At 65.3% G+C, this 26,886-nt stretch carries 25 protein-coding genes and 1 tRNA gene; 3 read left to right on the top strand and 23 right to left on the bottom strand.

What is annotated here, in order from left to right; translation table 11 throughout:
- Positions 1–48: 48 nt before the first annotated feature.
- The 10 genes from pyk to oxc all read right to left on the bottom strand — a co-directional run bounded on the left by pyk (position 49) and on the right by oxc (position 10,887).
- Positions 49–1,470: a pyruvate kinase gene (gene pyk / locus ACZYRS_RS06045; protein ID WP_463418510.1), complete on the bottom strand. Its 1,422-nt coding sequence runs from the start codon at positions 1,468–1,470 to the stop codon at positions 49–51.
- A gap of 16 nt (positions 1,471–1,486) precedes the next feature.
- A complete protein-coding gene (locus tag ACZYRS_RS06040) occupies positions 1,487–2,497 on the bottom strand; it encodes a 2-dehydropantoate 2-reductase (protein ID WP_463418509.1) in 1,011 nt (336 codons plus the stop codon).
- A gap of 61 nt (positions 2,498–2,558) precedes the next feature.
- Positions 2,559–3,335, bottom strand: a complete 777-nt coding sequence (locus ACZYRS_RS06035; RefSeq protein ID WP_463418508.1) for a fumarylacetoacetate hydrolase family protein — start codon at positions 3,333–3,335, stop codon at positions 2,559–2,561.
- Positions 3,336–3,392: 57 nt separating this feature from the next.
- Positions 3,393–4,292, bottom strand: coding sequence for a succinate--CoA ligase subunit alpha (gene sucD / locus ACZYRS_RS06030; RefSeq protein ID WP_463418507.1), 900 nt, complete (start codon positions 4,290–4,292; stop codon positions 3,393–3,395).
- Position 4,293: 1 nt separating this feature from the next.
- A complete protein-coding gene (gene sucC / locus ACZYRS_RS06025) occupies positions 4,294–5,466 on the bottom strand; it encodes an ADP-forming succinate--CoA ligase subunit beta (protein ID WP_463418506.1) in 1,173 nt (390 codons plus the stop codon).
- Between the two features lie 5 nt (positions 5,467–5,471).
- Positions 5,472–5,804, bottom strand: a complete 333-nt coding sequence (locus tag ACZYRS_RS06020; RefSeq protein WP_332875244.1) for an HAD family hydrolase — start codon at positions 5,802–5,804, stop codon at positions 5,472–5,474.
- A gap of 226 nt (positions 5,805–6,030) precedes the next feature.
- Positions 6,031–7,278 (bottom strand): formyl-CoA transferase, encoded by a 1,248-nt coding sequence (gene frc / locus ACZYRS_RS06015; RefSeq protein ID WP_198786539.1) that lies wholly within the window; start codon positions 7,276–7,278, stop codon positions 6,031–6,033.
- Positions 7,279–7,294: 16 nt separating this feature from the next.
- A complete protein-coding gene (locus ACZYRS_RS06010) occupies positions 7,295–7,729 on the bottom strand; it encodes a PAS domain-containing protein (protein ID WP_463418505.1) in 435 nt (144 codons plus the stop codon).
- A gap of 46 nt (positions 7,730–7,775) precedes the next feature.
- Positions 7,776–9,032, bottom strand: a complete 1,257-nt coding sequence (frc, locus tag ACZYRS_RS06005; protein ID WP_463418504.1) for a formyl-CoA transferase — start codon at positions 9,030–9,032, stop codon at positions 7,776–7,778.
- A 31-nt stretch (positions 9,033–9,063) separates the two neighbouring features.
- Positions 9,064–10,887, bottom strand: coding sequence for an oxalyl-CoA decarboxylase (oxc, locus tag ACZYRS_RS06000; protein WP_198786542.1), 1,824 nt, complete (start codon positions 10,885–10,887; stop codon positions 9,064–9,066).
- Positions 10,888–11,039: 152 nt separating this feature from the next.
- On the opposite strand from oxc, the gene ACZYRS_RS05995 reads away from it, so the two are divergent.
- Complete coding sequence (locus ACZYRS_RS05995) at positions 11,040–11,648, top strand: Crp/Fnr family transcriptional regulator (RefSeq protein WP_463418503.1); 609 nt, start codon at positions 11,040–11,042, stop codon at positions 11,646–11,648.
- 159 nt (positions 11,649–11,807) lie between these two features.
- Here the strand turns inward: ACZYRS_RS05995 and ACZYRS_RS05990 are convergent, their stop codons facing one another.
- The 4 genes from ACZYRS_RS05990 to ACZYRS_RS05975 form a co-directional block, all read right to left on the bottom strand.
- On the bottom strand, positions 11,808–12,644 hold the full coding sequence (locus ACZYRS_RS05990; RefSeq protein ID WP_463418502.1) for a cytidylate kinase family protein: 837 nt from the start codon (positions 12,642–12,644) through the stop codon (positions 11,808–11,810).
- 16 nt (positions 12,645–12,660) lie between these two features.
- On the bottom strand, positions 12,661–14,193 hold the full coding sequence (locus ACZYRS_RS05985; protein WP_198786544.1) for a tripartite tricarboxylate transporter permease: 1,533 nt from the start codon (positions 14,191–14,193) through the stop codon (positions 12,661–12,663).
- A 20-nt stretch (positions 14,194–14,213) separates the two neighbouring features.
- On the bottom strand, positions 14,214–14,735 hold the full coding sequence (locus ACZYRS_RS05980) for a tripartite tricarboxylate transporter TctB family protein (protein WP_463418501.1): 522 nt from the start codon (positions 14,733–14,735) through the stop codon (positions 14,214–14,216).
- Between the two features lie 190 nt (positions 14,736–14,925).
- Positions 14,926–15,957: a Bug family tripartite tricarboxylate transporter substrate binding protein gene (locus ACZYRS_RS05975; protein ID WP_463422458.1), complete on the bottom strand. Its 1,032-nt coding sequence runs from the start codon at positions 15,955–15,957 to the stop codon at positions 14,926–14,928.
- A 260-nt stretch (positions 15,958–16,217) separates the two neighbouring features.
- On the opposite strand from ACZYRS_RS05975, the gene ACZYRS_RS05970 reads away from it, so the two are divergent.
- A tRNA-Arg gene (locus ACZYRS_RS05970) sits at positions 16,218–16,292 on the top strand.
- Between the two features lie 252 nt (positions 16,293–16,544).
- Here the strand turns inward: ACZYRS_RS05970 and ACZYRS_RS05965 are convergent.
- From ACZYRS_RS05965 to ACZYRS_RS05925, 9 genes are all read right to left on the bottom strand, one after another.
- Positions 16,545–17,087 carry a cupin domain-containing protein gene (locus tag ACZYRS_RS05965; RefSeq protein ID WP_463418500.1) on the bottom strand — a complete coding sequence of 181 codons (543 nt, stop codon included), beginning with the start codon at positions 17,085–17,087 and terminating at the stop codon, positions 16,545–16,547.
- 23 nt (positions 17,088–17,110) lie between these two features.
- The gene (locus tag ACZYRS_RS05960) at positions 17,111–18,217 is read right to left on the bottom strand and encodes an alcohol dehydrogenase catalytic domain-containing protein (RefSeq protein ID WP_463418499.1); all 1,107 of its coding nucleotides are present in this window, start codon (positions 18,215–18,217) and stop codon (positions 17,111–17,113) included.
- A gap of 110 nt (positions 18,218–18,327) precedes the next feature.
- A complete protein-coding gene (locus ACZYRS_RS05955) occupies positions 18,328–19,197 on the bottom strand; it encodes an alpha/beta fold hydrolase (protein WP_463418498.1) in 870 nt (289 codons plus the stop codon).
- A gap of 24 nt (positions 19,198–19,221) precedes the next feature.
- Positions 19,222–20,292: a 4-hydroxy-2-oxovalerate aldolase gene (dmpG, locus tag ACZYRS_RS05950; protein ID WP_463418497.1), complete on the bottom strand. Its 1,071-nt coding sequence runs from the start codon at positions 20,290–20,292 to the stop codon at positions 19,222–19,224.
- Between the two features lie 10 nt (positions 20,293–20,302).
- Positions 20,303–21,253, bottom strand: a complete 951-nt coding sequence (locus ACZYRS_RS05945; protein ID WP_463418496.1) for an acetaldehyde dehydrogenase (acetylating) — start codon at positions 21,251–21,253, stop codon at positions 20,303–20,305.
- A 58-nt stretch (positions 21,254–21,311) separates the two neighbouring features.
- Positions 21,312–22,100: a 2-keto-4-pentenoate hydratase gene (gene mhpD / locus ACZYRS_RS05940; RefSeq protein WP_463418495.1), complete on the bottom strand. Its 789-nt coding sequence runs from the start codon at positions 22,098–22,100 to the stop codon at positions 21,312–21,314.
- A gap of 11 nt (positions 22,101–22,111) precedes the next feature.
- The gene (locus ACZYRS_RS05935; protein WP_463418494.1) at positions 22,112–23,071 is read right to left on the bottom strand and encodes a 3-carboxyethylcatechol 2,3-dioxygenase; all 960 of its coding nucleotides are present in this window, start codon (positions 23,069–23,071) and stop codon (positions 22,112–22,114) included.
- Complete coding sequence (locus ACZYRS_RS05930; protein ID WP_463418493.1) at positions 23,068–24,840, bottom strand: FAD-dependent monooxygenase; 1,773 nt, start codon at positions 24,838–24,840, stop codon at positions 23,068–23,070. The genes ACZYRS_RS05935 and ACZYRS_RS05930 overlap by 4 nt, the downstream gene beginning before the upstream one ends.
- An 18-nt stretch (positions 24,841–24,858) precedes the next feature.
- Positions 24,859–25,848 (bottom strand): Bug family tripartite tricarboxylate transporter substrate binding protein, encoded by a 990-nt coding sequence (locus ACZYRS_RS05925; RefSeq protein WP_463418492.1) that lies wholly within the window; start codon positions 25,846–25,848, stop codon positions 24,859–24,861.
- A 121-nt stretch (positions 25,849–25,969) separates the two neighbouring features.
- On the opposite strand from ACZYRS_RS05925, the gene ACZYRS_RS05920 reads away from it, so the two are divergent.
- Complete coding sequence (locus tag ACZYRS_RS05920) at positions 25,970–26,785, top strand: DNA-binding transcriptional regulator (protein ID WP_463418491.1); 816 nt, start codon at positions 25,970–25,972, stop codon at positions 26,783–26,785.
- Positions 26,786–26,886 lie beyond the last annotated feature (101 nt).

Raw genomic sequence — 26,886 nt, 5'->3', positions numbered from 1 at the left:
CTCAGCGTGAACGGTGGGTGGGGCAACATTCCTCCCAGGCGATCGACATCAGTTCGGAATTCGCGCGACGTGCAACAGGTTCGTCGTGCCCGACAAACCGAAGGGCAGCCCCGCCACCACCACCACGTCGTCGCCCGCCTTCGCGAAGCCTTCGGCGCGCGCGGTGCGGCAGGCGCAGTCGATCATCTCGGCCACGTCGTGCACGTCGTCCACGAGCGCCGCATGCACGCCCCAGACCATCGCCATGCGACGCGCGGCGGCCACGTCGGGCGTGAGGCTCAGGATCGGCACCGCGGGCCGCTCGCGCGCGGCGCGCAGGCTCGTGAAGCCAGAGGAGGTGTAGGTGACGGTGGCGGCCGGCGCGAGCAGCGCGGCCACCTGGCGCATCGAGGCGCACACCGCATCGGCCGTGGTCGAGAGCGCCGCATCGTGCGTCGCATCGATACCCGTGCGGTACGACGGATCGGCCTCCACGCGCGCGACGATGCGGTCCATCATGCCGACCGCTTCGAGCGGGTACTTGCCCGAGGCCGATTCGGCCGAGAGCATCACTGCATCGACGCCGTCGTAGATGGCCGTGGCCACATCGGACACTTCGGCGCGCGTGGGCACGGGCGCCGCGATCATCGATTCGAGCATCTGCGTGGCCACCACCACGGGCTTGCCGTGCTGGCGGCAGGCGCGCACGATGCGGCGCTGCAATTCGGGAACCTGCTCGGGCGGCAGCTCCACGCCGAGGTCGCCGCGCGCGACCATGACGCCGTCGGCCAGCGCGACGATGGCGTCCAGGTGCTCGATGGCCGCGGGCTTCTCCAGCTTGGCCATGATCCATGCGCGCTTGCCGATGATCTCGCGCGCCTCGGTGATGTCCTCGGGCCGCTGCACGAACGAGAGCGCCACCCAGTCCACGCCCATCGAGAGCCCGAAGTCCAGGTCGTCGCGGTCCTTCGGCGTGAGCGGCGAAATCGGCAGCAGCACGCTCGGCACGTTCACGCCCTTGCGGTCGGAGATCGGCCCGCCGACGATGACGGTGGTCTCCGCGAAATCGGCGCCGTGGCTCTCCACGCGCAGGCGCAGCTTGCCGTCGTCCAGCAGCAAATCCGTGCCGGCCTGCAGCGCCGCGAAGATCTCGGGGTGCGGCAACGGCGCGCGGCGGAAGTCGCCGCTCGTCTTCGTGTCCATGTCGAGGCGAAAACGCCGGCCTGCTTCGAGTTGCGCGCGCCCGCCCTCGAAGGTGCCCAGCCGCAGCTTGGGCCCTTGCAGGTCGAGCAGCACGCCGATGGGCCGGCCAAATTCTTTTTCGAGCCGGCGGATGGCTTCCAGCCGGCGCGCATGGTCGTGCTGCGAGCCGTGGCTGAAGTTCAGCCGGAACACATCCACGCCACGCTCGAACAGCGCGCGAATGGCTTGCTCGTCGGGGGTGGCCGGGCCGAGCGTGGCGACGATCTTTGCGCTGCGTGTGCGTCTCATGGTGTGTTGTTCTTTCTCATGCCATTTCGCGAAGCCGGACTTGGCCCCGTTGGTCTTCCATCGTGCGCGCCAGCAATTTCACCAGCGTGTAGACGGTGTCGATGTGCGGCGTCGAGGTGTCGGTCAGGCGCGCGAGCTCGACCACGGCGCCCACCAGCGCATCGATCTCCGGCGCGCGGCCGGCTTCGACGTCCTGCAGCATCGAGGTCTTGTGCTTGCCGACTTTCTCGGCGCCGGCGATGCGCTTCTCGAGCGTCACGCGGAATTCGATGCCCAGCTTGTGCGCGACGGCCTGGGCCTCGCGCATCATCGCGGCGGCGAGGTCGCGCGAGGGCGGGTACTGGCAGATGTCGACCAGCGTCGAATGCGAGAGGCTGCTGATCGGATTGAAGGTGAGGTTGCCCCAGAGCTTGAGCCAGATCTCCGCGCGGATGTTGTCGAGAACCGGCGCCTTGAAGCCCGCGCCGGTGAAGCACGCCGAGGCGCGGTTCACGCGCTCGCTCGATGAGCCATCGAGCTCGCCGACCGGAAAGCGATCGCCTTCGATGTGCTTCACCACGCCCGGCGCGATGAGCTCGGACGCGGGGTACACCACGCACCCGATCACCCGCTCGGCCGGCACCTTCGCGCTCACCAGCCCTGTGGGGTCGACGCTGCGCACCGGCGTGCCCGCGAGCGCGCCGCCGTGGTTGTAGAAGTACCAGTACGGAATGCCGTTCTGCATCGTCACGACCATGGTCTCGGGGCCGAAGAGCTTGGGCACGTCGTCGGCCACGGCCTCGACCTGGTGCGCCTTCATCGCGAGGATGACGATGTCCTGCGGGCCGGCTTCGTCGTAGCTGTCGGTGGCCTTCACGTTGCGCGCGACCTGCTCCTCGCCCTCGGCCGAGACCAGCTTGAAGCCGTTGGCCTTGATGGCCGAGAGGTTCGCGCCGCGCACGATGAACGTGACGTCCTCCCCGGCCAGCGCGAGTTTCGCGCCGACCAGGCCGCCGATGGCGCCTGCGCCGATGACTGCAATCTTCATGTCGATCCCCAGTAGTTTTGAATGCGTTGTGCGAGGCCGGCAAGGCTGCTTGTTCGTCGTCTCAACCGAAGCGGTTGGAGAGCTTGCCGATGCCTTCGATGCCGATCTCCACCTGGCTGCCCGGCTTCATCGAGCCGACGCCCACCGAGGTGCCGCACAGGATCACGTCGCCCGGGTTGAGCGTCATGTCCTGCGAGATCAGGCTGACCAGTTGCTGCACCGAAAAGCGCATGTCGCTGATCGGATATTTTTGGCGCTCCTCGCCGTTGAGCACGGTGGTCACGACGAGCGTTGAGGGATCGAGGCCCGTGGCCACCACGGGGCCCATCGGGCAGAAGGTGTCGAAGCCCTTGGCGCGCACCCACTGGGCGAACGACGCGTCGCGGTTCAGGATGTCGGCCACGGTCACGTCGTTGGCGCAGGTGTAGCCGAACACGTGATCGAGCGCATCGGCCTCGGCCACGGCGGTGGCGGTCTTGCCGATGACGATGCCCAGCTCGCCCTCGAACACCACCTTGCCCTCGCACAGCGGCTTTCGGATCGCATCGCCGTGCGCCGCGAAGGAGTTGGGCGCCTTCAGCAAATAGAGCGGCTCCGCGGGGACCGGCAGGCTCAGCTTGGCGCCGAGCGCGTGGAAGTTGTTCCACAGCGCGATGACCTTCGTGGGCTCGCTGGGCGTGAGCAGCTTCAGGCCCGCGAGCACGAACACGCGGCCCGTGGGCTCGCAGCTTCCGTACATGTCGCCCTGGTGCTCGTGCACCGCATCGCCAACGACGGTGCCGAAGGCGGCCTTGCCGGCGTCTTCAAAACGTACCCACTGCTGCGTCTGCTGTTTCATTTGTTGTGTGCTTTCTTGAAATCTGCGAGGCCGTTCAACCAGCGATCGATGGATCGGTCAGTCGAACGGGAGGTAGTCGGGAATGACGAGCGAGGCGAGCAGCTTCCCCATCTCCGCCGGATTGCTGGTCACGTGGATGCCGCATTCCTTCATCACCGCGAGCTTTTCCTGCGCGGTGCCGCGCCCGCCCGAGACGATGGCGCCCGCATGGCCCATGCGCTTGCCGGGCGGCGCGGTGGCGCCGGCGATGAAGCCGACCACGGGCTTGCGCATGTGGTCCTTGATCCAGCGCGCGCAGATCTCTTCTTCGTTGCCGCCGATCTCGCCGACCATGATCACGGCGTCGGTGCGCGGGTCGTCGTTGAACATCTTGAGCACGTCGATGTGCTTGAGCCCGCCGACCGGATCGCCGCCGATGCCCACCACCGTCGACTGCCCGATGCCGAAGCGCGCGAGCTGGCTCGCCGCCTCGTAGGTCAGCGTGCCCGAGCGCGACACCACGCCGATGCGCCCGCGCTGGTGGATGTGCCCCGGCATGATCCCGATCTTGATTTCGTCGGGCGTGATGAGCCCCGGGCAGTTCGGCCCGAGCAGGAGCGTCTTGCTGCCCTCCATGCGGTGGCGCGTGCGGATCATGTCGCGCACCGGAATGCCTTCGGTGATGCAGATGACCAGGTCGAGCCCGGCATCGACCGCCTCGTCGATCGCGGCAGCGGCGAACGGCGGCGGCACGTAGATCACCGAGACGGTCGCGCCGGTCTCGGCCTTCGCGTCCTTCACCGTGCCGAAGATCGGAATGCCGTCGAACGACTTGCCCGCCTTGTTCGGGTTCACGCCCGCGACGAAGCACTTCTGGCCGTTGCCGTAGTCGCGGCACATCGCGGTGTGGAACTGGCCGGTCTTGCCGGTGATGCCCTGCGTGATGACGCGGGTGTGCTTGTTGATGAGGATCGACATCTCAGTGGTTCCTCCGGCGCGCCGCAGCCACGGCTTGTTGGGCGGCATCCGCCATGTCGTCGGCCGCGATGATCGGCAGGCCCGACTGCGCCAGGATCGTGCGGCCCAGGCTCTCGTTCGTGCCCTTCATGCGCACCACCAGCGGCACCGAGAGCTCGACCTCGCGCGCCGCCGCGATCACGCCGCGCGCGATCACGTCGCACTTCATGATCCCGCCGAAGATGTTGACCAGGATCGCGCGCAGGTTCGGGTTGCGCAGCATCAGCTTGAAGGCCTGCGTCACCTTCTCGGCCGTCGCGCCGCCGCCCACATCGAGGAAGTTCGCGGGCGAGCCGCCGTAGAGCTTGATGACATCCATCGTCGCCATCGCGAGGCCCGCGCCGTTCACGAGGCACCCGATGTCGCCATCCAGCGCGATGTACGAGAGATCGAAACGCGAGGCCTCGAGCTCGGCCGGGTCTTCCTCGTCGAAGTCGCGCATCGCCACGATCTCGGGCTGGCGAAAGAGCGCGTTCGCATCGAAGTTGAACTTGGCATCGAGCGCGATCACGCGGCCGTCGCGCGTCACCACCAGCGGGTTGATTTCGGCGAGCGACGCATCGCTCGCGTCGAACGCCTGGTAGAGGTTCTGCATCAGCGTGCGCGCCTGCATCACCGACTTGCCCGAGAGGCCGATGCTGCGCGCCACGATATCCGCCTCGCTGCCCTTCAGGCCCGTGGCCGGATCGATGAGCACCTTGTGGATCTTGCCGGGCGTGCGCGCGGCCACCTCCTCGATGTCCATGCCGCCTTCGCTCGACGCCATCAGCGCCACGCGGCCCGATTCGCGGTCGACCACCATGGCCAGATACAGCTCCTTGTCGACCTCGATGCCCTCTTCCACCAGGAGGCGCTTGACCACCCGGCCTTCGGGGCCGGTCTGGTGGGTCGTGAGGGTCATGCCGAGCATCTGGCTCGCGTGCCGGCGCACTTCGTCCACCGACCACGCGAGCTTCACGCCGCCGCCCTTGCCGCGGCCGCCGGCGTGGATCTGCGCCTTCACCACCCAGGCGCGGCCGCCCAGGCGGGTGGCGGCGTCGGCGGCTTCGTCGGCCGAAGCGCAGGCGAATCCACGGGGCGTGGTGACGCCGTATTTGCGCAATACGTCCTTGCCCTGGTATTCGTGGATATTCATGGCAATTAAGCGCCGATTTCCGCGCCGTGGCTTTCGGCCCAATTGAAATAACGCCGGCTTCCGAGGCCCTCGCTCAATTCGCGCTGCTGGTGGATTTCCTTCTTCTGCTCGATCACCTCGGCCAGCGACTTGGCGTCGTAGGCGCGCAATAGATGCGGCTGGTGCGTGCTCAGGTAATGGCACACGCGTTCCGGGCCGTCCTGGGTGAGGCGCAGCAATTGGCAATAGGTTTCGCGGTCCCAGTGCCAGCGCAGGCCCAGCTCGTGGAAGGCGGCGTTGTAGGCGTTGCGCTCCGTCTCGGAGCTCCAGTATTGAATGGGCGCATCATCGATCATCATGAAATTTCTCCTGGAAATTGATGCCGGGCGACAAATGGATGGCGAGTCGGCATGATCAAAATGTAGATTCGATGATCGATAAATAATAGTTAAACTATTTTATTGAATGCATTTGCCATGCGTTATATGTTAATTGGCAAAAAAGAGCGCGGCTGTCCATTGCAAATGGCTTTCGCCATTTGCAAAGAAAACGCTTTATTTATCGATCGGCCGGCGTGCTGTTAATTCAAATCACGCGCTCGGTGCGCAGCATGGCAATTTCGTCCACGCCATAGCCCAATTGCCGGAGCACTTCTTCGGTGTGCTCGCCCAGCAAGGGCGCCCGTGTCACCTCGGTCCGGCTGTCGGACATCTTGATGGGGTTGCCCACGGTCAGGTACTTGCCGCGCGTCGGGTGGTCCACCTCGACGATGGTGCCGGTCTCGCGCAGCGATTCGTCGGCGGCGATTTCCTTCATCGAGAGAATCGGGCCGCACGGAATGTCGAACTCGTTCAGGATGTCCATGGCCTCGAACTTGGTCTTGGTCATGGTCCATTGCTCGATGCGCGCGAAGATGGGTTTGAGGTGCAGCAAGCGCGCGGCCGGCGTGGCGTAGGCCTCGTCGGTGATCCAGCCCTCCTCGCCGATCACCTTGCAGACCGCCGGCCACACCGCGCCCTGCGTGATGAAGTAGATGTAGGCGTTCGGGTCGGTCTCCCAGCCCTTGCACTTCAAGATGGAGCCCGGCTGCCCGCCGCCCGATGCGTTGCCCGCGCGCGGCACCGCGTCGCCGAACTTGCCGTCCGGGTACTGCGGGTACTCGTGCATGGTGCCGGTGCGCTCCAGGCGCTGCTGGTCGCGCATCTTCACGCGGCACAGGTTGAGCACGGCGTCCTGCATCGGCGCGAGAACCTGCTGGCCGCGCCCGGTGTTGTTGCGCTGGTAGAGCGCCGCGACGATGCCCAGCGCCAGGTGCAGCCCGGTGCCGCTGTCGCCGATCTGCGCGCCGGTGACCACCGGTGGGCCGTCCTCGAAGCCGGTGGTCGATGCGGCGCCGCCGGCGCATTGCGCGACGTTCTCGTAGACCTTGCAGTGCTCGTACTTGCCGGGGCCGAAGCCCTTGACCGAGGCGACGATCATCCGCGGGTTGAGCTTCTGGATGTGCGCCCAGGTGATGCCCATGCGGTCCAGCGCGCCGGGCGCGAAGTTCTCCACGAGCACGTCGCAGGTCTTGATGAGCGTATCGAGAACCTGCTTGCCCTTGGGGTTCTTGGTGTCCAGCGTGATCGAGCGCTTGTTGTGATTCAGCATCGTGAAATAGAGGCTGTCCACACCGGGAATGTCGCGCAGCTGGGCGCGCGTCGCGTCGCCTTCGCCGGCGCGTTCGACCTTGATCACGTCGGCACCGAACCATGCCAGGAGCTGCGTGCAGGTGGGGCCGGACTGCACATGCGTGAAGTCCAGGATGCGAACGCCTTCGAGTGCCTTGCTCATCGTGTGTCTCCTTGTCTTATTTGTTCGTCGCGGCTTCGACTTCTACCAGACGGGCGCGCAATTTGCGCTCCTCGGCGAAGCGGGCGGTTTCGTCGCGCACGATGGCGACGATGCCCGAAACCGTTTGATCGGGGGCGAACAGCATGGAGACCGTGAAGGCGATGGAAAGGGTATGCCCGTCCTTGTGCAGAGCGGGCACGCGCAGCACGTCGGCACCGTATTTGGTGACCGCCGTTTCCATCGTCTTGTTGTAGCCATCCCAATGCCGCTGGCGTTGTCGCATGGGGATGATGATGTCCAGCGACTGCCCGAGCGCTTCGGCTTCGGTAAAGCCGAAGATGCGCTCGGCAGCCTTGTTCCACAGCGTGATCGCACCCTTGGCATCGCAGACCATGATGGCGTCGCCGGCACCGGCAACGAGTTGGTTCAGATCGACGGTCGATGACGACAAGGTGTGCTCCCGCTTCTTTCTTTCAGTCAGTCTTTTCGCGACGGCCTCAGACGGCCCTGGCTTCGCGCAGGTTGCTGATCTGCTCTTTCGAGTAGCCCAGCTCGGCCAGCACTTCTTCGGTGTGCTCGCCCAGGAGCGGCGATCCGGTGATCTCGGGCTTCAGGTCCGAGAACTTGATCGGGCTGCCCACGGTGAAGTAGCTGCCGCGCTCCTTGTGCTGCACTTCCACGATCGAGCCGCTGGCGCGCAGCGACTCGTCGTTCAGGAGTTCCTTCATCGTCAGCACCGGCGCGCACGGAATGTCGAACTTGCGCAGGATGTCGACCGCCTCGAACTTGGTCTTCTCGGCCAGCCAGCCCTCGATGGTCGCGAAGATGTCGGTGATGTGCGGCTGGCGCGCCTTGGCGGTCATGTAGTCGGGGTCGGTCTTCCACTCCGGCTTGCCGATGGCGTCGCAGATCGGCGCCCAGGCGTGGCCCTGCACGGTGAAGTAGATGTAGGCGTTCGGGTCGGTCTCCCAGCCCTTGCACTTGAGCACCCAGCCTGGCTGGCCGCCGCCGCCGGCATTGCCGCCGCGCGGCACCACGTCGCTGAACGTGCCGTGCGGGTACTGCGGGTATTCCTCCAGGTAACCGAGGCGGTCCAGGCGCTGCTGGTCGCGCATCTTCACGCGGCACAGGTTGAGCACCGCGTCCTGCATCGAGCAGGCCACGCGCTGGCCCTTGCCGGTCTGCTCGCGGCCGATGATGGCCGTGAGAATCCCGATGGCCAGGTGCATGCCGGTGTTGCTGTCGCCCAGGGCCGCGGCGCTCACGGTCGGCGGGCCGTCCCAGAAGCCGGTGGTCGAGGCGGCGCCGCCGGCGCACTGCGCAACGTTCTCGTACACCTTCAGGTCTTCGTAGTGGTGGCCGTCGCTGAAGCCCTTGACCGAGGCGACGATCATCTTGGGGTTCAGTTCCTGGATGCGCTCCCAGGTGAAGCCCATGCGGTCGAGCGCGCCGGGGCCGAAGTTCTCCACCAGCACATCCGATTCCTTGATCAGCTTCTCCAGCACCCGCTTGCCCTCGGGCTGCTTGGTGTCCAGCGTGAGCGAGCGCTTGTTGCTGTTGAGCATGGTGAAGTAGAGCGCGTCCACATCGGGAATGTCGCGCAGCTGCGAGCGCGTGACGTCGCCGGCGCCGGGGCGCTCGACCTTGATGACGTCGGCGCCGAACCAGGCCAGCATCTGCGTGCAGGCCGGGCCCGCCTGCACGTGGGTGAAGTCGATGATCTTGATGCCGTTGAGGGGTTTGTTGTCGCTCATGTGATATCTCCTGGGATGCTGAAAGTTGGAATTACTTCTTCTTCGCCGTGGCGGGATTCAGGCTCGTGATGCGCCCGCTTTCCGTGCCCGCGGTCTCGTCGATGACGGCGTTGATCAGCGTCGGGCGGCGCGAGGCGACGGCCTCGGTGAGGGCCTTCTGCAGCTCGTCGGCGGTGGTGGCGTTGACGCCCACGCCGCCGAAGGCTTCCATCAGCTTGTCGTAGCGCGCGTTCTTCACGAACACGGTGGGCGCCACGTCGGCCGTGCCGCTCGCGTTCACGTCGGTGCCGCGGTACACGCCGTTGTTGTTGAAGACGATGATGCAGATCGGCAGGTTGTAGCGGCAGATGGTTTCCACCTCCATGCCGCTGAAGCCGAAGGCGCTGTCGCCCTCGATGGCGATCACCGGCTTGTCGGTGACCACGGCGGCCGCGACGGCAAAGCCCATGCCGATGCCCATGATCCCCCAGGTGCCCACATCGAGGCGCTTGCGCGGCTCGTACATGTCCACGATGCTGCGCGCGAAGTCCAGCGTGTTGGCGCCTTCGTTCACCACGATGGCGTCGGGCCGTGCCTTCACCTGGTCGCGGATCACGCTGAGCGCGCTGTGGAAGTTCATCGGCGACGGGCGCGCGGCGAGCGTCACGGCCATCTTGGAGAGGTTCTTGTCCTTGCGCTCGGCGATGGCGCCGGTCCATTCGGCGGGCGGCTTGGCCCACTTGGCATCGATGCCGCCCAGGAGGGCCGCGACGCAGGAGCCGATGTCGCCGATCACCGGCGCGGCGATGGCCACGTTGCTGTCGATCTCGGTCGGCGCGATGTCGATCTGGATGAACTGCTTGGCGCCCTTGTCCTCGGCCCAGGTCTTGCCCTTGCCGTGCGAGAGCAGCCAGTTCAGGCGCGCGCCGATGAGCAGCACGACGTCGGCCTCCTGCAGCACGTAGGAGCGCGCGGCCGCGGCCGATTGCGCGTGCGTGTCGGGCAGGAGGCCCTTGGCCATCGACATCGGGAGGTAGGGAATACCCGTCTTCTCGACCAGTGCGCGGATGTCGGCATCGGCCTGTGCGTACGCTGCGCCCTTGCCCAGCAGGATGAGCGGCTTCTTCGCGCCCTTGAGCAAATCGAGCGCGCGCTTGACCGCATCGGGCGCGGGGATCTGGCGCGGTGCCGGATCGACCACCTTGATGAGCGAGGCCTTGCCCTTGGCCGCATCCATGGTCTGCGCGAAGAGCTTGGCCGGCAGGTCCAGGTACACGCCGCCGGGGCGGCCCGAGAGTGCCGAGCGGATGGCACGGGCGATGCCCACGCCGATGTCCTGGGCGTGCAGCACGCGGAAGGCGGCCTTGCACAGCGGCTTGGCGATGGCCAGCTGGTCCATCTCTTCGTAGTCGCCCTGCTGCAGGTCGACGATTTCGCGCTCGCTCGATCCGCTGATGAGGATCATCGGGAAGCAGTTGGTGGTCGCGTTGGCCAGCGCCGTGAGGCCATTCAAGAAGCCGGGGGCCGACACCGTCAGGCAGATGCCGGGCTTTTGCGTGAGGAAGCCCGCGGCCGCGGCGGCATTGCCCGCGTGCTGCTCGTGGCGGAACGAGATGACCCGCATGCCTTCGGCCTGCGCCATGCGCGTCAAGTCGGTGATCGGGATGCCGGGGAGGCCGAAGATCGTGTCGATGTCGTTCAGCTTCAGCGCATCGATGACCAGGTGGAAGCCATCGGTGGTTTCGGCCTCCGGTGCGCCGTCCGTGACCGGTTTGAGGGCTCGCACGACCGCATCGCCGTCAACGGCCCGGCTCGTGGGCTTGAGGGCGTCGTCCAGGGTCGTGGATGCCTCTTTGTCCGTTCTTACTGAAGACATGTCTCTCCTTCTGCTTGGGTGAATGGCCGAGGCCCGAGCCGGGACTATGATTCGGGGGCATGCTTTCGGGCGTTGACCTCGGTCAACTTTCCGGAAAACGGCACCGGCCAGATGAACCAGAAGTTGTTGCGAATTCGAGCAAGACGGGACCCATGACGTTGTTGGAAAACCACCCGGAAAAAAACATCATTCGCGCGCAGCTCCGGCAGAACGTCCTGCTCAAGGACCTGAGCGAGAGCGACCGCGCCGAACTGGAAGCCCACCTCGTGATCGTGGACGGCAACAAGGGCGATTTCCTGTTGCACCAGGGGGTGCGCGAGATGGAGCAGTACTTCATCCTCGACGGCATCCTCAAACGCGTCGTGAGCAACCCCGAAGGCAAGGAAATGATCCTTCGCTTCGCCGACGAGCACGACATGGAAACGAGCTACGCGGCGCTGCGGCTGGGCACGCCGACGCCCTACGGCATCGTGTGCGTCACCAAGGCCCGCGTGGCGAGCCTGCCGCTGAAGGAATGGATCACCTTTTTGAACAGGCACTCCGAGACGAAGGAGCTGTTCGAGTACCTGGTGATGAAGGGGATGAGCGAGATCATGGCGCACACGATCACGCTGCATCTGCTGGATGCGCCGGGGCGGGTGCACCGGTTCATGCGCAAGCACCCGGAGCTGGAAGACCGGATTCCCAGCAAGGAGCTGGCTTCGTATCTGAACCTCTCCGCAGAAACCCTTAGTCGGCTGCGCAAGCGCGGGAAGATCTAGGTTTTTGCGGGGTCGTTCGGGGCGGGTGCACAGGCCACCGGGTGCTCCCCTCCGCGAATGTCCCCCGGGGCTTCGCCCCTCCTCCTTGATTTCGCTGCGGGGAGCACCCGGTGCCCTGCGCACTCGGGCACGCCGCTGGTTTGTTGCGGCTGCCTGAAGTCAGGTCTGCTTGGCTGATGCGAAGCGCCGCGAAGTGGCCATCAGGCGCAACTGGTTGTGCACGCCGGTGACGCCGGTCACAGCGGCCGCCACCGCTTCGGTCTGCGCCCGTTCTTCCGAGTTCAAGACGATGCCGCGCAGGATCACCTCGCCCTGGTTCGCATCGACCGTCACGCGGATGTCGCTCGTCTCCACCTGCTCCTTCAACGCCGCTTTCACGCGCGCCTGCAGCGCCATGTTTTTCAGCAGCGTGCGCGATTCGGGCGTTTCCGCGAACTCGGGGCGCGCGACCAGCTGGCGGATCTGCTCGACGCAGCTGTCGACGGTCACACGGTCGGTGTTGAGCACCAGGTCGTAGAGCACCGGGTCGCCCCACGTCACCCCGAACTGCGCATGCATGCGCGCCGCGTGCGCCTGGTCGCTGCGGCGGATCTCGGCTTCGGCGAACGCGGCATCGTCGGTTTCGAGGTCGCCCATGAGCCACTCGACGCGCTTGTCGAGCGAGCGCGTGATGCGCACGCACACCACGTGCGGCACAGGCCGCAAGAGGCACGTTGCGCCCCATCCGCGCAGCACCACGTTGCCGCGGTCGGCGAGCGCGAAGAGCTCGTCGGCGGTGTAGAGCGCGACGCTGCGCTGGTCGGTCTTCAGGCGCTCCAGCAAGCCCGCCTTGCCGCCGCGCAGGCGCCCGATGAGGCTCTTGGAGACCTGCATCTTCTCGGCCACGTGGTCGATGACCTCGTGGCGCATCACGGCGAGCGAGAGCGTTTCGGCGAGCTTGACCGACACGTCCTTGGCAAGGGAACCCATCTCCTGGGTCAGTGCGATGACTGGCATGTTCGTGTTCCTTCGCTCAATCCACGGGCCGCTCGACCGCAAACTCGTCGGGCTTCTTGGGCGGCTTGATGAGGGCGATGCCCTTGGAGATCAGCGGCCAGAACAGGAGCACCAGGGCCAGCGTCGTGATGCCGCCCACCAGCGGGTTGGAGAACATGATCATCACGTCGCCTTGCGAGACCAGCATGGCCTGGCGGAACGAGTCTTCGGCCTTGTCCCCGAGCACCAGTGCGAGCACCAGCGGCGCGAGCGGGAAATCCAGCTTCTTGAACAGGTAGCCGATGACGCCGAAGCCGAGCATGAACCAGATGTCGAGCATCGCGTTGTGCACGGTGTAGGCACCGATCGCGCAGATCACGATGATCACCGGCGCGATGATCGAGAACGGAATGCGCAGGATCGAGGCGAACAGAGGCACCGTGCTTAGCACCACGATCAGGCCCACGATGTTGCCCAGGTACATGCTGGCGATGAGGCCCCAGACGAAGTCCTTCTGCTCGGTGAACAGCAGCGGCCCGGGCTGCAGGCCCCAGATCAGGAGGCCGCCCAGCAGCACCGCGGCGGTCGGCGAACCGGGGATGCCCAGTGCCAGCATGGGCAGCAGCGCGCTGGTGCCCGCGGCGTGCGCCGCGGTCTCGGGGGCGACGACGCCTTCCATCTGGCCGGTGCCGAACTTGGAGCCCTTCTTGGACATCTTCTTCGCAAGACCGTAGGCCATGAACGAAGCCGGCGTGGCGCCGCCGGGCGTGATGCCCATCCAGATGCCGATGAGCGAGCTGCGCAGCGACGTGACCCAGTACTGCGGCAGCTGCTTCCACGTTTGCAGCACCACCTTCGGATCGATCTTGGCGCTCTTGCCGGAGAACTTCAGGCCCTCTTCCATCGACAGCAGGATCTCGCCGATGCCGAAGAGGCCGATCACCGCGATCAGGAAGTCGAAGCCGCGCATCAGCTCGGGCTGGCCGAAAGTCAGGCGCAGCTGGCCCGTGACCGTGTCCATGCCGACCGAGGCGAGCGCGAAGCCCAGTGCCATCGAGGCGAGGATCTTGAAGGGCGACCCCTTGCCCATGCCCACGAAGCTGCAGAAGGTGAGCAGGTACACCGCGAAGAATTCGGGCGAGCCGAACTTGAGCGCGAACTTGGCCACCAGCGGCGCGAGGAAGGTGATCATCACCACCGCGATGAAGGCGCCCACGAACGACGAGGTGAAGGCCGTGGTGAGCGCGGCGCCCGCGTTGCCCTGCTGGGCCATCGGGTAGCCGTCGAAGGTTGTCGCAACCGACCATGGTTCGCCGGGAATGTTGAACAGGATCGAGGTGATCGCCCCGCCGAACAACGCACCCCAGTAGATGCACGACAACATGATGATGGCCGAGGTCGGCGACATCGTGAACGTGAGGGGCAGCAAAATCGCCACCCCGTTGGCGCCGCCCAGCCCCGGCAGCACGCCGATGAGCACGCCAAGAATGATCCCCACGAACATCAACGCGATGTTCATCGGGGTCAGGATCACTGCAAAGCCCTGCATCAGGGCGCTGATTTCGTCCATTTCGCTGTGCTCCGTGAGTTCTAGTAGCCAAGGAACCGGAGGGGGTCGAGCGCGCCTTTGAAAAGCGGCACCTTGAACCACACCTCGAACATGCAGAAGAAGACCGTGTTCACGGCCAGCGCGGCGATCACGCTCTTGCCCCACGAGTACTTGCCCAGCACGATCATGAAAAGCGCGATGTAGATCGCCGATGCGACATACAGCCCCACGAAGGTGATCGCCAGCACGTACACGGTGGCCGGCACCAGCACCGAGAGCACGCGTTTGAGCTGCACCGAATCGACGAACACCTCGGTGTTGCGGTTCTTGCCGAGCAGTGCCTGGTACAGGATGCCCGCGCCCGAGATCGTGATGATCACGCCGATGAAGAACGGGAAGTAGCCCGACCCCGGCCCGTCGCTCGTCCAGCCCGCGCCGAGCTTGCGGGCCTCGAACACCACCACCAGTCCGATGATCAGCAGCAGCAGCGCCACCACCGCCTCGACCACGTAGGTGGCGACGCCCGAACGCGCCGCCCCATCGGAAATTTCTTCGTGCTCCATGGAGCCCCCGTCGTATGTGTGTGTGAGAGAAAGAAGGACAGACAGCGCGTTGATCGACGCACGCTGGCAGACCAGAGCCCGTTTGCGCCGATGGTCCCCAACCCGTTCACGCCGAGCCTGTCGAAGCGCCGCGCGAGGCTTCGACGAGCTCGGCCCGAACGGTCGTCAACCGATCGGCCGCAGATCCGGCCTACTTGTTGCTGGCCAGGAAGCCCGCGTCGGACATCAGCGTGCGGTGCGTCGCCTCGGCCGTGGTGAGCCAGTCGGCGAAGGGCTTGCCGGTCATGAAGGTCGGGTTGAAGGCACCCTTCTCCATGTATTCCTTCCACTCCGGCGTGGCGGCCACCTTGGTCAGGAGGTCCGTGTAGAACTTCAGCTGCTCGGGCGTGACGCCGGCGGGCATGAAGATGCCGCGCAGCATCGTGTACTTGGTGGGCACGCCCGCTTCCTTGCAGGTGGGCACGTCGTTCCACGATTGCGTGTCGGTCACCTTGGCCTTGAAGGGCATGCGCTCGTCGTCGAACACGCACAGCGCGCGCAGCTTGCCGGCGCGCCATTGCGCCACCGCCTCGATCGGGTTGTTGACCGTGGAATGCACATGGCCGCCCACCAGCTGCACCGCCACTTCGCCGCCGCCCTTGAAGGGCACGTAGATGAACTTGGTGCCCGTGGCTTTCTCGAGCGCGACGGTGATGATCTGGTCTTCCTGCTTGGAGCCGGTGCCGGCCATCTTGAACTTGTTGGGGCCCGCGGCCTTGGTGGCCGCGATGTATTCGCCGGCGGTCTTGTAGGGCGCGTCGACGTTGGTCCACAGCACGAACTGGTCCAGTGCCAGCATCGCGACGGGCGTCATGTCCTTCCAGTTGAAGGGCACGCCGGTGGCCATGGGCGTGGTGAACAGGTTGGACAGCGAGATGATGATCTTGTGCGGATCGCCCTTGGCCTCCTTCACCGCCAGAAAGCCCTCGGCGCCCGCGCCGCCCGACTTGTTGACCACGATGAGCGGCTCTTTCATGAGCTTGTACTTGATGACGATGCCCTGCAGCAGGCGCCCCATCTGGTCGGCGCCGCCGCCGGTGCCGGCGGGGATCACGAACTCCACCGGCTTGGTGGGTTCCCAGGCGAACGCAGGAGTGGCAACTGTGGTGGCGCCCAGTGCCAGCACGGCCGCGCCAATGGCTTTCGCAGGCCAGCCGCGGGCGTGCGAAGCGATGTTCTTCATCGTCATGTTTGTCTCCAGTCGGTGTAGGGTGCGCCCTTTGTTATTGTTGGATCTGAGCGGAGATACGAACAGGGCGGATGTTGCGCGCAGGCGGGAAGCGCCAACTTGACCGAGGTCAACTTCTTGGAGATTTCGTATCGGGGTTAGCCCGCGCTGGCCGGTTTTTTGCGGTGCAGCGAAGCGCCGCCGGGAACCCTATAAAATCGCGGCGCGCACCGGCAACCCCTCGCCGGCCGGGCACCGAGCCCCTCGCGCCAGTCGTCTTCGTAGTTCAATGGATAGAACGGGGTCCTCCTAAGACTCAGATACAGGTTCGATTCCTGTCGAAGGCACCACGAAAACAAATCAAGTCGTCTCGCGTCATCCCAGAACCCGCCGCCTCTCTAGGGGCAGCGGGTTTTTCTTTGTCTGATCGTGAGGAGAAGACAGCCAAGGCCGAAGCGGCGGCCAACCGCCATGTCTGGAGCGGACCCGATGCTGGCATGGGGGCGGTCAGTCTGAACGTCGGCTTTGCAGGACAGCGGTCGGTCCTTTCGGCTTATCGAAGGATCGTCTGCCGCCCCGATGACTTGAACCAACAGTCGGGTCTAGCGTTTTCTCTCTGCGCCAACCAAGATGAAGAGAACCGTCGCCGGCGCAGTGCTCAGGTTGCGCCACGCGTGCCGTGTACCTTGCTGCACGACGATGTCATGGCGCACGAGCTTCTTGCTTTGACCATCGTCGAGCTCAAGGTGAAGCTCGCCATCGAGCAGCACCGCGTAGTCCACGGTATCCGTCGTGTGCATGCCCGGGCTTTCCATCTCGAACCGCTCCGCCAGACCCGGGATGGCCTGCATGTATTCACCCCCTGCGGCCGCGGGATCGAAGTCAGGCGATCCCATCACGCTGTCCGGCGGGAACGTGACCACCATGAGCCGTGTTCCGTCCGCTTGCGGTACCCAGGACGTCGCCTGCTCGGCGGGGTCCCCATCGGATGCGGGCACCACACCGCCAGGCTCCGTGCTCCACACGAGCGCGGTCTCGAAGCCCGGGACGTGTTTGAACTTGTGATTTCTCGGCGCCGTCGTATCCGATACGAAGACTGACTTTCCCGTGGCGCTGTGGCCGGTGACTATGCGTCTGGTATCCATGGTCGTTCTCCTTGATCTGGTGCTCAGTGCATGATCACGACGTTGGTGAAGCCACCACCGCGCTTGTCTACTGCTTCGAGGGCTTCGTTCACCTGGTCGAGCGAGAAGCGCTCGTGCTCGAAGACGCCAAGGTCCAACGTGCCCGCATGGGCCATGTCGGCCATGTCCTGGCCTTCGGCGGTCGAGAACCACAGCGAGCCGATGTACGACTTCTGCAGGCACATCAACGGGAAAGGCTCGAGCGGGATCGGCTCTGCAACGCCGCCGATGTTGATGGCCTTGCCACCGCGGCGAAGCGCATTGAACGAGTCGAGGACCGTCGCAGGCGCTGCGTTGGGGCCCAGCGCCTCGATCAACACATCGACGCCGTACCCGCCTGTTGCTTCCATGACGATCTCGGCTGTCGGCCGCTTGCCGAGCTCGATCGGGACGATGCGTGGATCGAGGCTGCCGAGCTTCTCGAGCAGACCGGTGTTGCGACCCGTCGCGAAGATCCTGGACGCGCCCATCGCAAGTGCAAGGATGACTGCGCCCAAGCCAAGCGTGCCGGTGCCGCCGTCTACGAGCAGCGTTTGCCCAGGCGCGAAATTCGCCTTGCGAAGCGCCGAGTACGAAGTGCCGAGATAGCCAAAGCGAGCGCCTTGCTCGAACGTGATGCTGTCATGCAGCTTGACCAGGTTCGCAGCCGGGGCCGTGAGGTACTGACCGAAGCCGCCATAGGGGTAGTCCTCGAAGATCTGCTGCGAGCCGGGACCGAAGCCAAAGTACCCCTGGAAGGTATAGGCCGTGCAGTTGATGTGCTCGCCGCGCCGGCATGCCGTGCAGTTGCCACAGGACAGGCCCGGATTCACGTAAACACGATCACCCACCTTGACCGAGCGCACCTGACTGCCCACCGCCGAGACGACGCCGGCCGAGTCGAGGCCGTAGATCGCAGGCAGGCGAGGCAGCGGCAGGAACGGAAACCACTGCGAGTAGTGGGTCACGACGTTGCGCAGGTTCGGCACCACGCCGGCAGCTTTCACTTCGACCAGCACGTCTGTAGGCCTGACCTCGGGAACAGGAACGGTATCAACCTGGAAAGGCTGGCCCTCGACATGCAGGCGCGCAGCACGCATCGACTTCGTCATTTTTGTCTCCTAGATTCGCAGTAGCCCGGTACTTGACGCGCCCCGGGGGGAAGGCGCGATTGGGGCGAAGGACCGATGACGGCCTTCCGCAAAGGGAACGTTTTCGGCGCTCAGCGGCCCAGGAACTCGACCACCATGCGGTTGAATTTCTCGGCGTGCTCCCACTGCGCCCAATGGCCGCAACGGCTGAACACGTGCAGGTCGGCCTTCTGAAGCCCTGCAACAAGGCGCAGACCGGTGTCCAGCGGCACGAAGCGATCGTCACGACCCCAGATCACCAGCGTCTCGGCCGAGATTTCGCCCAGCCGATGACCCACATCGGGGAACTGCTTCGGGTTGGCTTCGGCGCTCTTGACGAAGTTCTCGAGGTGTTCGCGGCGCGACAACATGTTCTCCAGGCGCAGCCGGAAGAGGTCCTCGGTGAGAGCACTCGTGTCGTACACGAACACATTCATCATCCGCTTGAGGTTCTCGATGCTGGGATCGCGGTACAGCGCACCGATCAGCTTGATGCCTTCGGTCGGCATGGGAACGAAGGAGCTGGCGCCGCCGGTGCCGCCGCCCATGAGCACGAGCTTGCCGACGCGCGACGGATTCGCAAGAGCGAATGCCACGGCGCTGTGGCCGCCCATCGAGTTCCCGATGAGGTGGGCCTTGTCGATCTTCAGGACATCGAGCAGGCCTTTCAAGGCCGTGGCGTTGAGATCGGAGCGCGATCCCTTCGAGACGATCGGGTCGCTCTTGCTCCAGCCAGGTGCATCCATGAGGACGACCCGGTAGCCGGCCGAGACCAGCGGCTCGACGTTGCGATGGAAGTTCGACCAACCACTCGCGCCCGGGCCGGAGCCGTGCAGCATGACGACGGTCTGCTCGCCTTCGCCGGCATCGTTGTAGTGGAGCTGCAGGTCGAGATCGCCCTCCTTGATTCGTACGAGGCGGCTGGTCGATGCGTCGGTGATGGTCGTGGTTTCGGTGGTCATGTGGTGCTGTCTTTCAAGGAGATCTCAGGAACTGGCGAGGGCTGCAGAGGCCACCGCGGGTGATCCGGATCGAGCAGGCTTGTTCGCCAGGAGATCGAGCGCCACGTCGACGATCATGTCTTCCTGACCGCCGACCATGCGGCGCTTGCCGAGCTCGACGAGGATGTCGACGGTCTTCAGCCCGTACTTCTTCGCGGCCACCTCGGAGTGCCGCAAGAAGCTGGAATAGACACCGGCGTATCCGAGGGCAAGCGTTTCGCGATCCACGCGTACGGGGCGGTCCTGCAATGGGCGCACGATGTCGTCTGCCGCGTCCATGAGCTTGTAGAGGTCAGTGCCGTGTTCCCAGCCAAGCCGTGCAGCCGCAGCGATGAACACCTCGAGCGGTGCATTGCCGGCGCCTGCTCCCATGCCCGCGAGACTCGCATCGACGCGATCGCACCCTTCCTCCACCGCGACGATCGAATTGGCCACGCCCAGGCTGAGGTTGTGGTGAGCGTGCATGCCGGTCTGCGTTTCCGGCTTCAAGGTGTCCTTGAACGCACGGAACCGGTCGCGCACGTCGTTCATGCTCAGCGCGCCGCCGGAGTCGACTACGTAGCAGCAGGTGGCGCCGTAGCTCTCCATGAGCTTGGCTTGTTCGGCCAGCGCCTGCGGCGTGGTCATGTGGCTCATCATCAGGAAGCCCACCGCCTCCATGCCGAGATGGCGTGCGTATTCGATGTGCTGGCGCGAGATGTCCGCTTCGGTGCAGTGGGTGGCAACGCGAACGATGCGCGCCCCTGCGTCGTAAGCGGCCTTGAGGTCGTGCACGGTGCCGATGCCTGGCAGCAGCAGCGTCGCGATCCTGGCGTGGCGGATGACGCTGGCCACAGCCTCGATCCACTCCACATCGGTGTGCGCGCCGAAGCCGTAGTTGAAGCTGCCGCCTTGCAGGCCATCGCCGTGTGCGACTTCGATGGAGTCGACCTTCGCATCGTCCAGCGCCTTGGCGATCTGCTTGGCCTGTTCAACGCTGTATTGATGGCGGATCGCGTGGCTGCCGTCGCGCAGGGTCACGTCCGAGATGTAGATCTTCTTGGTTGGGTCGCTCACGGTAGTTCCTTCAGGCGCTTTCGGGCGCGAGCATCCGCACTGCCATCGATTCGGCGGTGCGCAGCGCGGCGCTGGTCATGATGTCGAGGTTGCCGGCGTAGGCCGGGAGGTAGTGGGCAGCGCCCTCGACCTCCAGGAAGATCGAGGTCTTCAGGCCGTGCAGCTGCGCGCCCACGCCGGGAATGCGGATCGGGCTATCGGGCTCGATCCTGTCGAACTGCACCCGCTGCTTGAGGCGGTAGCCGGGCACATAGGCCTGCACGTCATTGGCCATGCGCTCGACGGAGTCGGCAATCGCGTCCTCGTCAGCCAGCTCGCTGAGCGTGTAGACGGTGTCGCGCATCATCAGCGGCGGCTCGGCCGGATTCAGCACGATGATGGCCTTGCCCTTCGCCGCGCCGCCGACGACCTCGATGGCCTTCGAGGTGGTCTCGGTGAACTCGTCGATGTTGGCGCGCGTGCCCGGCCCGGCGCTCTTGCTCGAGATGCTCGCGACGATCTCGCCGTAGTGAACCTTCGCGACCCGGGACACCGCCGCCACCATCGGAATGGTGGCCTGGCCGCCGCAGGTCACCATGTTGACGTTCGGCGCGTCGAGGTGCGCGCTACCGTTGACGACCGGGATGCAGTACGGGCCGATGGCCGCGGGCGTCAGGTCGATCAGGCGAATCTCTGGCTTGTGCTTGCGCAGAAACGCATCGTTCTTGACATGCGCCCCCGCGGAGGTGGCGTCGAACACCACGTCGATGTCCGCGAACACCGGCAGCCTCACCAGGCCAGCCACGCCTTCGTGCGTTGTGGCCACGCCCATGCGCGTGGCACGCGCCAGGCCGTCGGATGCGGGGTCGATGCCCACCATCGCGCCCATTTCGATGTGCCTGCCGTGCCGCAGGATCTTGATCATCAGGTCCGTCCCGATGTTGCCGCTGCCGATGATGGCGGCCTTGAGTTTTCGTGTCATGAATACCTCTCGCAGCCCACGGGCTGCCGGTGTGAATGAAGAAGGAGCGTTTCGCCTGTTACTCGTTGCCGAAACGCGCGCGGACGGTGCCGACGCCTTCGATGCGCGCTTCGAAGCGATCGCCTGCGACGACAGGCACCATCGGACCCAGGGCCCCCGTGAGGACCAGGTCTCCAGCACGCAGCGGTTGTCCCAGCGCGGCGAGCTTTCGGGCCAGCCAGACAGCGGCATTGAGGGGATGACCAAGACAGGCCTCGCCACTTCCGCTCGACACGGACTCTTCGCCGCGTTGCATGGTCATCTTGGAGAACTTCAGGTCCAGGCCGTCGAGCTTCGTGGGCACGCCCCCGAGCACCACCAGGCCGCTGGAGGCGTTGTCCGCAACGGTGTCGGTGAACCGGATGTTCCAGTTCGCGATACGGCTGCCGACGATCTCGATCGCCGGCAGCACGTAGGCGACGGCACTCATCAGCTCGATGAGGGTCGTGTCTGCCGCCGGCAGGTCGCGTTCGAGTACCAATGCGACCTCGGCCTCGACCTTGGGTTGCAACGTGCGCGACAGCGGCACGATCTCGTCGTCGCCGTAGAGCATGTCGGCGTACAGCGTACCGAAGTCGGGCTGGTCGACGCCCAGTTGTTTCTGCACGGCCAGGGAGGTGAGCCCGATCTTTCGCCCGACAACGCGGCGCCCGTGAGCGACAGCATGCGCGACGTTGGCCTGCTGAACGGCGTAGGCGAGCTCGCCACCAGCGTCGTCGCCGATCTCCTCGCGCAGTGGCGGGATCGGTTCGCGCTGTTGCTCCGCCTGGCGCAGGCGCTCGGCCCATTGTTCGATTCGTTTGTCCATGGTGTTCGCTTTCACTGAGGAGATGGCTGTTCGAGAAACATCAGGCCGAAGCCGGCGATGTATTCCGGGATGGGCTGGTAGTGGCGGAAGGTGCAGGGAATGGCCTGGTCGGTGCGCAGCGCGCTGCGAGCGACCAGCCAAGTCTTCGATTCGTGAGCGGACAGGCCGCCCTCTTGCTCGATGCTTTGCTCGGTCCACGCGCAAAGCTCGTCCAGGCCCGCGGTGCCTTGCGGCAGGAGGTCCATCCAGCGGCGGTCCCACGCCGGGTTGATGGGTTTCATGGCGCTGGAACCTTCGGCCAGCGCCCGCCCCGCGGCCATGACGCGCTGCGTCTTCGCTTCTCGGTCGGCGGGCGTGGGCTCGCGCTTGACGGTGATGCGCTCGCGCACCGCGGGATCGGGGTGGGTCAACGTCGGTACCGGCGGCTCATGCGACAGACCGCCCGAGCCGATGAGCAAGGTTCTTTCCGGACGCCCGTCCAGATACCTGCCGATGGCCTGGCCAAGCGCACGGCAGCGGCGCAGGCGTGGAATCCCGGGTTGTGCCACCGCATTCATGAACAGCGGAACAACAGGCGGCGTCGCCAGGCCGCCCCACAGCAACTGAAGTGCCTGGGAGAACCCATGGTCGACTTCCATGCGCCGTGACACCGCGATGTCGAAGTCTTCCTCCATCAGGTGCGTGGCCAAGGCCTCCGCGATGGAGGCATCGACGTTGAGGTCACCTGCGGGCGAGAGGTAGTCGCCGACCGCACGGGCTTGCGTGCCGAGGCAGAACGGCGGCATGAGTTCGTTGAAGAAGCCGTTGTAGTGATCTGGCGCCACCAACACGATGAGCTCCGGATTGAACCTCAGGACATGCGCGCGCGCCGTGGCAATCGCGGCCTTCAAGTCGCTCTCGACCGCAGGAGGAACCGGGTTCAGCCCCATCAACGGCGAATGGGACATCCCGAGGAACGCGCGGCGGGTCATGGGCGATCCGCCACTGGTTCTGCGTCGAGCAAAGCAGCGAGGGCGCGCTCCAGCGCAACCTTTGCAGCGTCCACGTCAGTGGCGGCTGCGTGTTGACGCCAAGCCACGACGCCATCGGGCCGCACGAGGATTGCGCCGGCCTCGTCCACTTCGCGCAGTTCCTGCCAGCTGCAGTAGGAGTCCAGGGCGCCCGCAGTTCCGACGACCAGCGTTCGCAGATACGGGCGGGCCATCGTCGCAGCCGCTTCCACCCAGGCCCTGCCAGCGATCCCCGTCAGCAGGGTGAAGCATCCTTTGCCGACCAGGTCGAGCGTGGACACGCGGCGGCCATCGCCGCCAACCAACCAGGCGTGGGGCAACTTCGCGCCTGGTCGCGTAGTAGCCTGGACGTGAAGTTGCGGATCGCGCCTCCAGGCCTCCTCGGCCGCATCAGCATCCGGTATCACCGCTGCGGACACGCAGCGCTGGTTGAGCTCGACGCCCTGGGCATTGAATTCGTAGTTCTTGACCTTGAGCGCGCCGGCCAATGCCGCCCGCCGTGCAAGGCCCTCGGGGCCGGGGTCAGCGAGCTTCTGCAGACCCGCTTCGACGGGATCGGCCGCATCGGCATCGCGGAAGCACCGGTTCAACGGTGCATAGTCGACGCGAGACTGGTTGGCACGCGCGACGATCTGCGCGCCGACTGGCGCGCGCTCCAGCGTGTACGAGTCCAGCAACCGTTCACCGGCGTAGCCCTTGACCACGAAGGCGAGCTTCCAGGCCAGGTTGAAAGCGTCCTGCATGCATGTGTTGGAGCCAAGGCCTGACGACGGCGGGTGGCGGTGCACCGCGTCGCCGCCGCAGAACACACGTCCTTTGGAATAGATCGGCGCGTGGGCCTGGTTGACGTACCAGACCGAGGTGCTCTTCACCTCGAACTCAAGGTCGGGGTCGCCCACCAGCAACCGCACCTTGCGCTTGACTTCTTCGGGGGAGAAATCGGGCTCGCCCTGGCTCATGTCGAAACCCCATCCCGCGATCCACTCGTCCCACGGGTTGATGGCGCGCAACAGGCCCATCCCGATCTCGCCGAAAGCTGCGTTGGAGGTGACGATCCAGTAGAGGATGCTGGGCCGGTGCGCGACGTAGCGCGAGAGATCCGCCTCGAAGAAAACGTAGGCAGTCGCGGCACGTGCAAGCTGCCCTTCGACCTGCAGGCCTGCGTCGTCCATCACCTTCGAGCGCGCCCCGTCCGCGCCGACGAGGTAGCGTGCCCTGACCTGGTACTCGCGCCCGGTGGCCCTGTCCTGCAGGAAGACGGTGACACCTTCGCTGTCCTGCTCGTGGCGCAGGTACTCCGTGTTGAACGAGAAGACGGCGCCACGGGCGGCCGCATTCTTCACCAGGAGAGGCTCCATCTTGTCCTGCGGCAGGTCGAGCATCGTGCAGGGGCTGCCCTGCAGGTAGTCGCTGATGCGATCGTCCCCTGTGCCCCAGGTGCGCAGGCGCGCAATCTCGGGGCCTGCGAGGCTGGTGGTGAACAGGGTGTCCCCCATCCACTCCCAGGGAGTCGCTTCCAGGCGCGCTTCCTTCTCCACGCCCAGATCCCGAAGCACCTCGACGGCGCGCTGATTCGTGATGTGCGCACGCGGCGTGTTCGCTGTCCAGTTGAAGCGGTTCACCACGTGCACGCGCACGCCGTAGGTGGCCAGCGCCAACGCGGTCGTCGCGCCCATGGGCCCCGTGCCCACCACGAGCACGTCGGTCTGGAACTGTTCCGGTCGATTCACGATGGATCCTCTTCTTTCTTACTTCAGGGTGGCTTGGATGACGGTGCCGTAGGCGTCGATGTCCTTGCGCAGGCGCGCGGACAACTCGGCCGGCTCTGCCGGATAGGGGTCGCCCGAGGCGGACAACTTGTCCTTCATCGATGGCTCCTTGAGTGCTGCGATGAACGCTTTGCTCAAGCGATCGACCGTGGCCTTGGGCGTCGCAGCGGGCGCGACGAAATACAGGTAGTTGGAGATCGCGAGGCCCGGATAGCCGCTCTCGGCGAGCGTCGGCACGTCGGGCATGAGCGGGTGGCGCTTCTCGCCAAGCGTTGCGATCGCGACCAGCTTGCCGGTCTTGACGTACTGCTGCGCGTAGTGGACCGGCATCACCATGATGTCGATCTGGCCCGCGATGAGGTCCGTCGCCGCGGGCGCCAGGCCCTTGTAAGGGACGTCGACGAACGTGCCTTGCGTCAGGTCGTGCAACTGGTGCATGTGCAGGAACCACGGGCTGCCGGTGCCCATCGTGCCGAAGTTCAGACCCGACTTGTCGCCGCCCTTGGACAGCTGCACGACTTCCTTGACGGTGCGCGCCGGAACCTTCGGGCTCACGACCAGCACCAGCGGCACCAGGATCATTCCGGAGATCGGCACGAAGTCGCGTACCGCGTCGTAGGGCACCTTGCCACCCAGGATGTCCGCGGCCTTGGGGTTCTTCGCCATGACCTGGTTGATGGCGTGCGAGTCCGAGACGACACCGATGGTGAGGCCGTCCGCCGGCGCGCGGCTGACGAGTTCGGTGCCGATGATCGAAGAGGCGCCGGGGCGGTTGTCGATCAGGATCGTCTGCTTCAGGCTTTCGGAGGCCAGGTTGGCCACCGCACGCGCTGCCGAGTCTGCGTTGCCACCCGCTGGGTACGGCACGATGACGCGAATGGGTTGCTTGGAGGGCTCCTGCGCGAAGGCAGGCGAGAAGGTGAGGCCGAGGGCGATCGAAGTGCACAGGGCGCGTCGGGTGATGCTCATTTCATGTCTCCGGGTGGTGGCCTCTCGGGGCCGATGCGGTTCTTTGCTGACGTGGGTCAGTGTCCGAGCGCAAGTCCGCGCCGTATAGTCGGTGCACCTGGTGCACCAAACCGACAACGAAATGGCGACCTCCGCACGCGCTCCGCAGGAGCATCTCTATCGGGAAGTCAGAGGCCTGAGCCGAGGGCTGTCTGTACTGCGGGCGCTGAATGCGCTGCCGGGTGGAATCGGTGGCGTCGTCGAGCTCGCCCGCATCACCGGCATTCACCGAACCACCGTCAAGCGGCTGCTGGAGACGCTGAGGTCAGAAGGCCTGGTGCACCACAAGGACGATGGCGCTTCCTACGCGCTGGGCTTCGAGGTGCGCCGGCTTTCCGAGGGCTACGTTGGCGCGGACTGGATCGACCGCGTAGCGGCACCTGCCATGCGTGCACATTTGCGGGCGCTCTCGTGGCCCAGCGACTTGGCCACGCCGGATGCCGGCTTCATGATCGTGAGGGAGTCCACCCATCGCGTCAGCATGCTCTCGCAACACCGCGCCACCATCGGGATTCGCATTCCGATGCTCGTCTCCTCATTGGGGCGAGCGTGGTTGAGTTGGTGCGCCGATGAAGAACGCATCGCCACGCTGGGGTTGTTGGCGCAGCGCACGGATGCCATCGGCGAAATGGCACGCGACAGCAGCTATGTGAAGCGGGTCATTCGTGAGACTCGGCGCCGCGGCTACGCAATGAACAGGGGCGAATGGGCTTCTGAATCGAGCGTCACTGCGATTGGGTTTCCGATCCGGATCGGGGAGCATGCCATCGGCGCGATCAATCTCGTTTTGCAAAGCAACGTAGTCTCGGACCGAGAGGTCGCGACACGCTATGTTCCGCTCCTGCGTCAATTGGCGGAAGGCATCTCCGAGGCGACCAGTAGCGCGCCGCGGGGCTGACCACGTCGGCATTGAGGATTAAGGGATAACCCTCGGTCTCACCGGCCGCGCCGCTTCGATCGCTATCGATAGATCGCGGGAACGCCCCGTTGGCTGCAGTG

Source organism: Variovorax sp. AC194, from assembly GCF_979257995.1.
The sequence above is the reverse complement of the archived record's forward strand: the minus strand, read 5'-3'. Positions and strand labels throughout refer to the sequence as shown.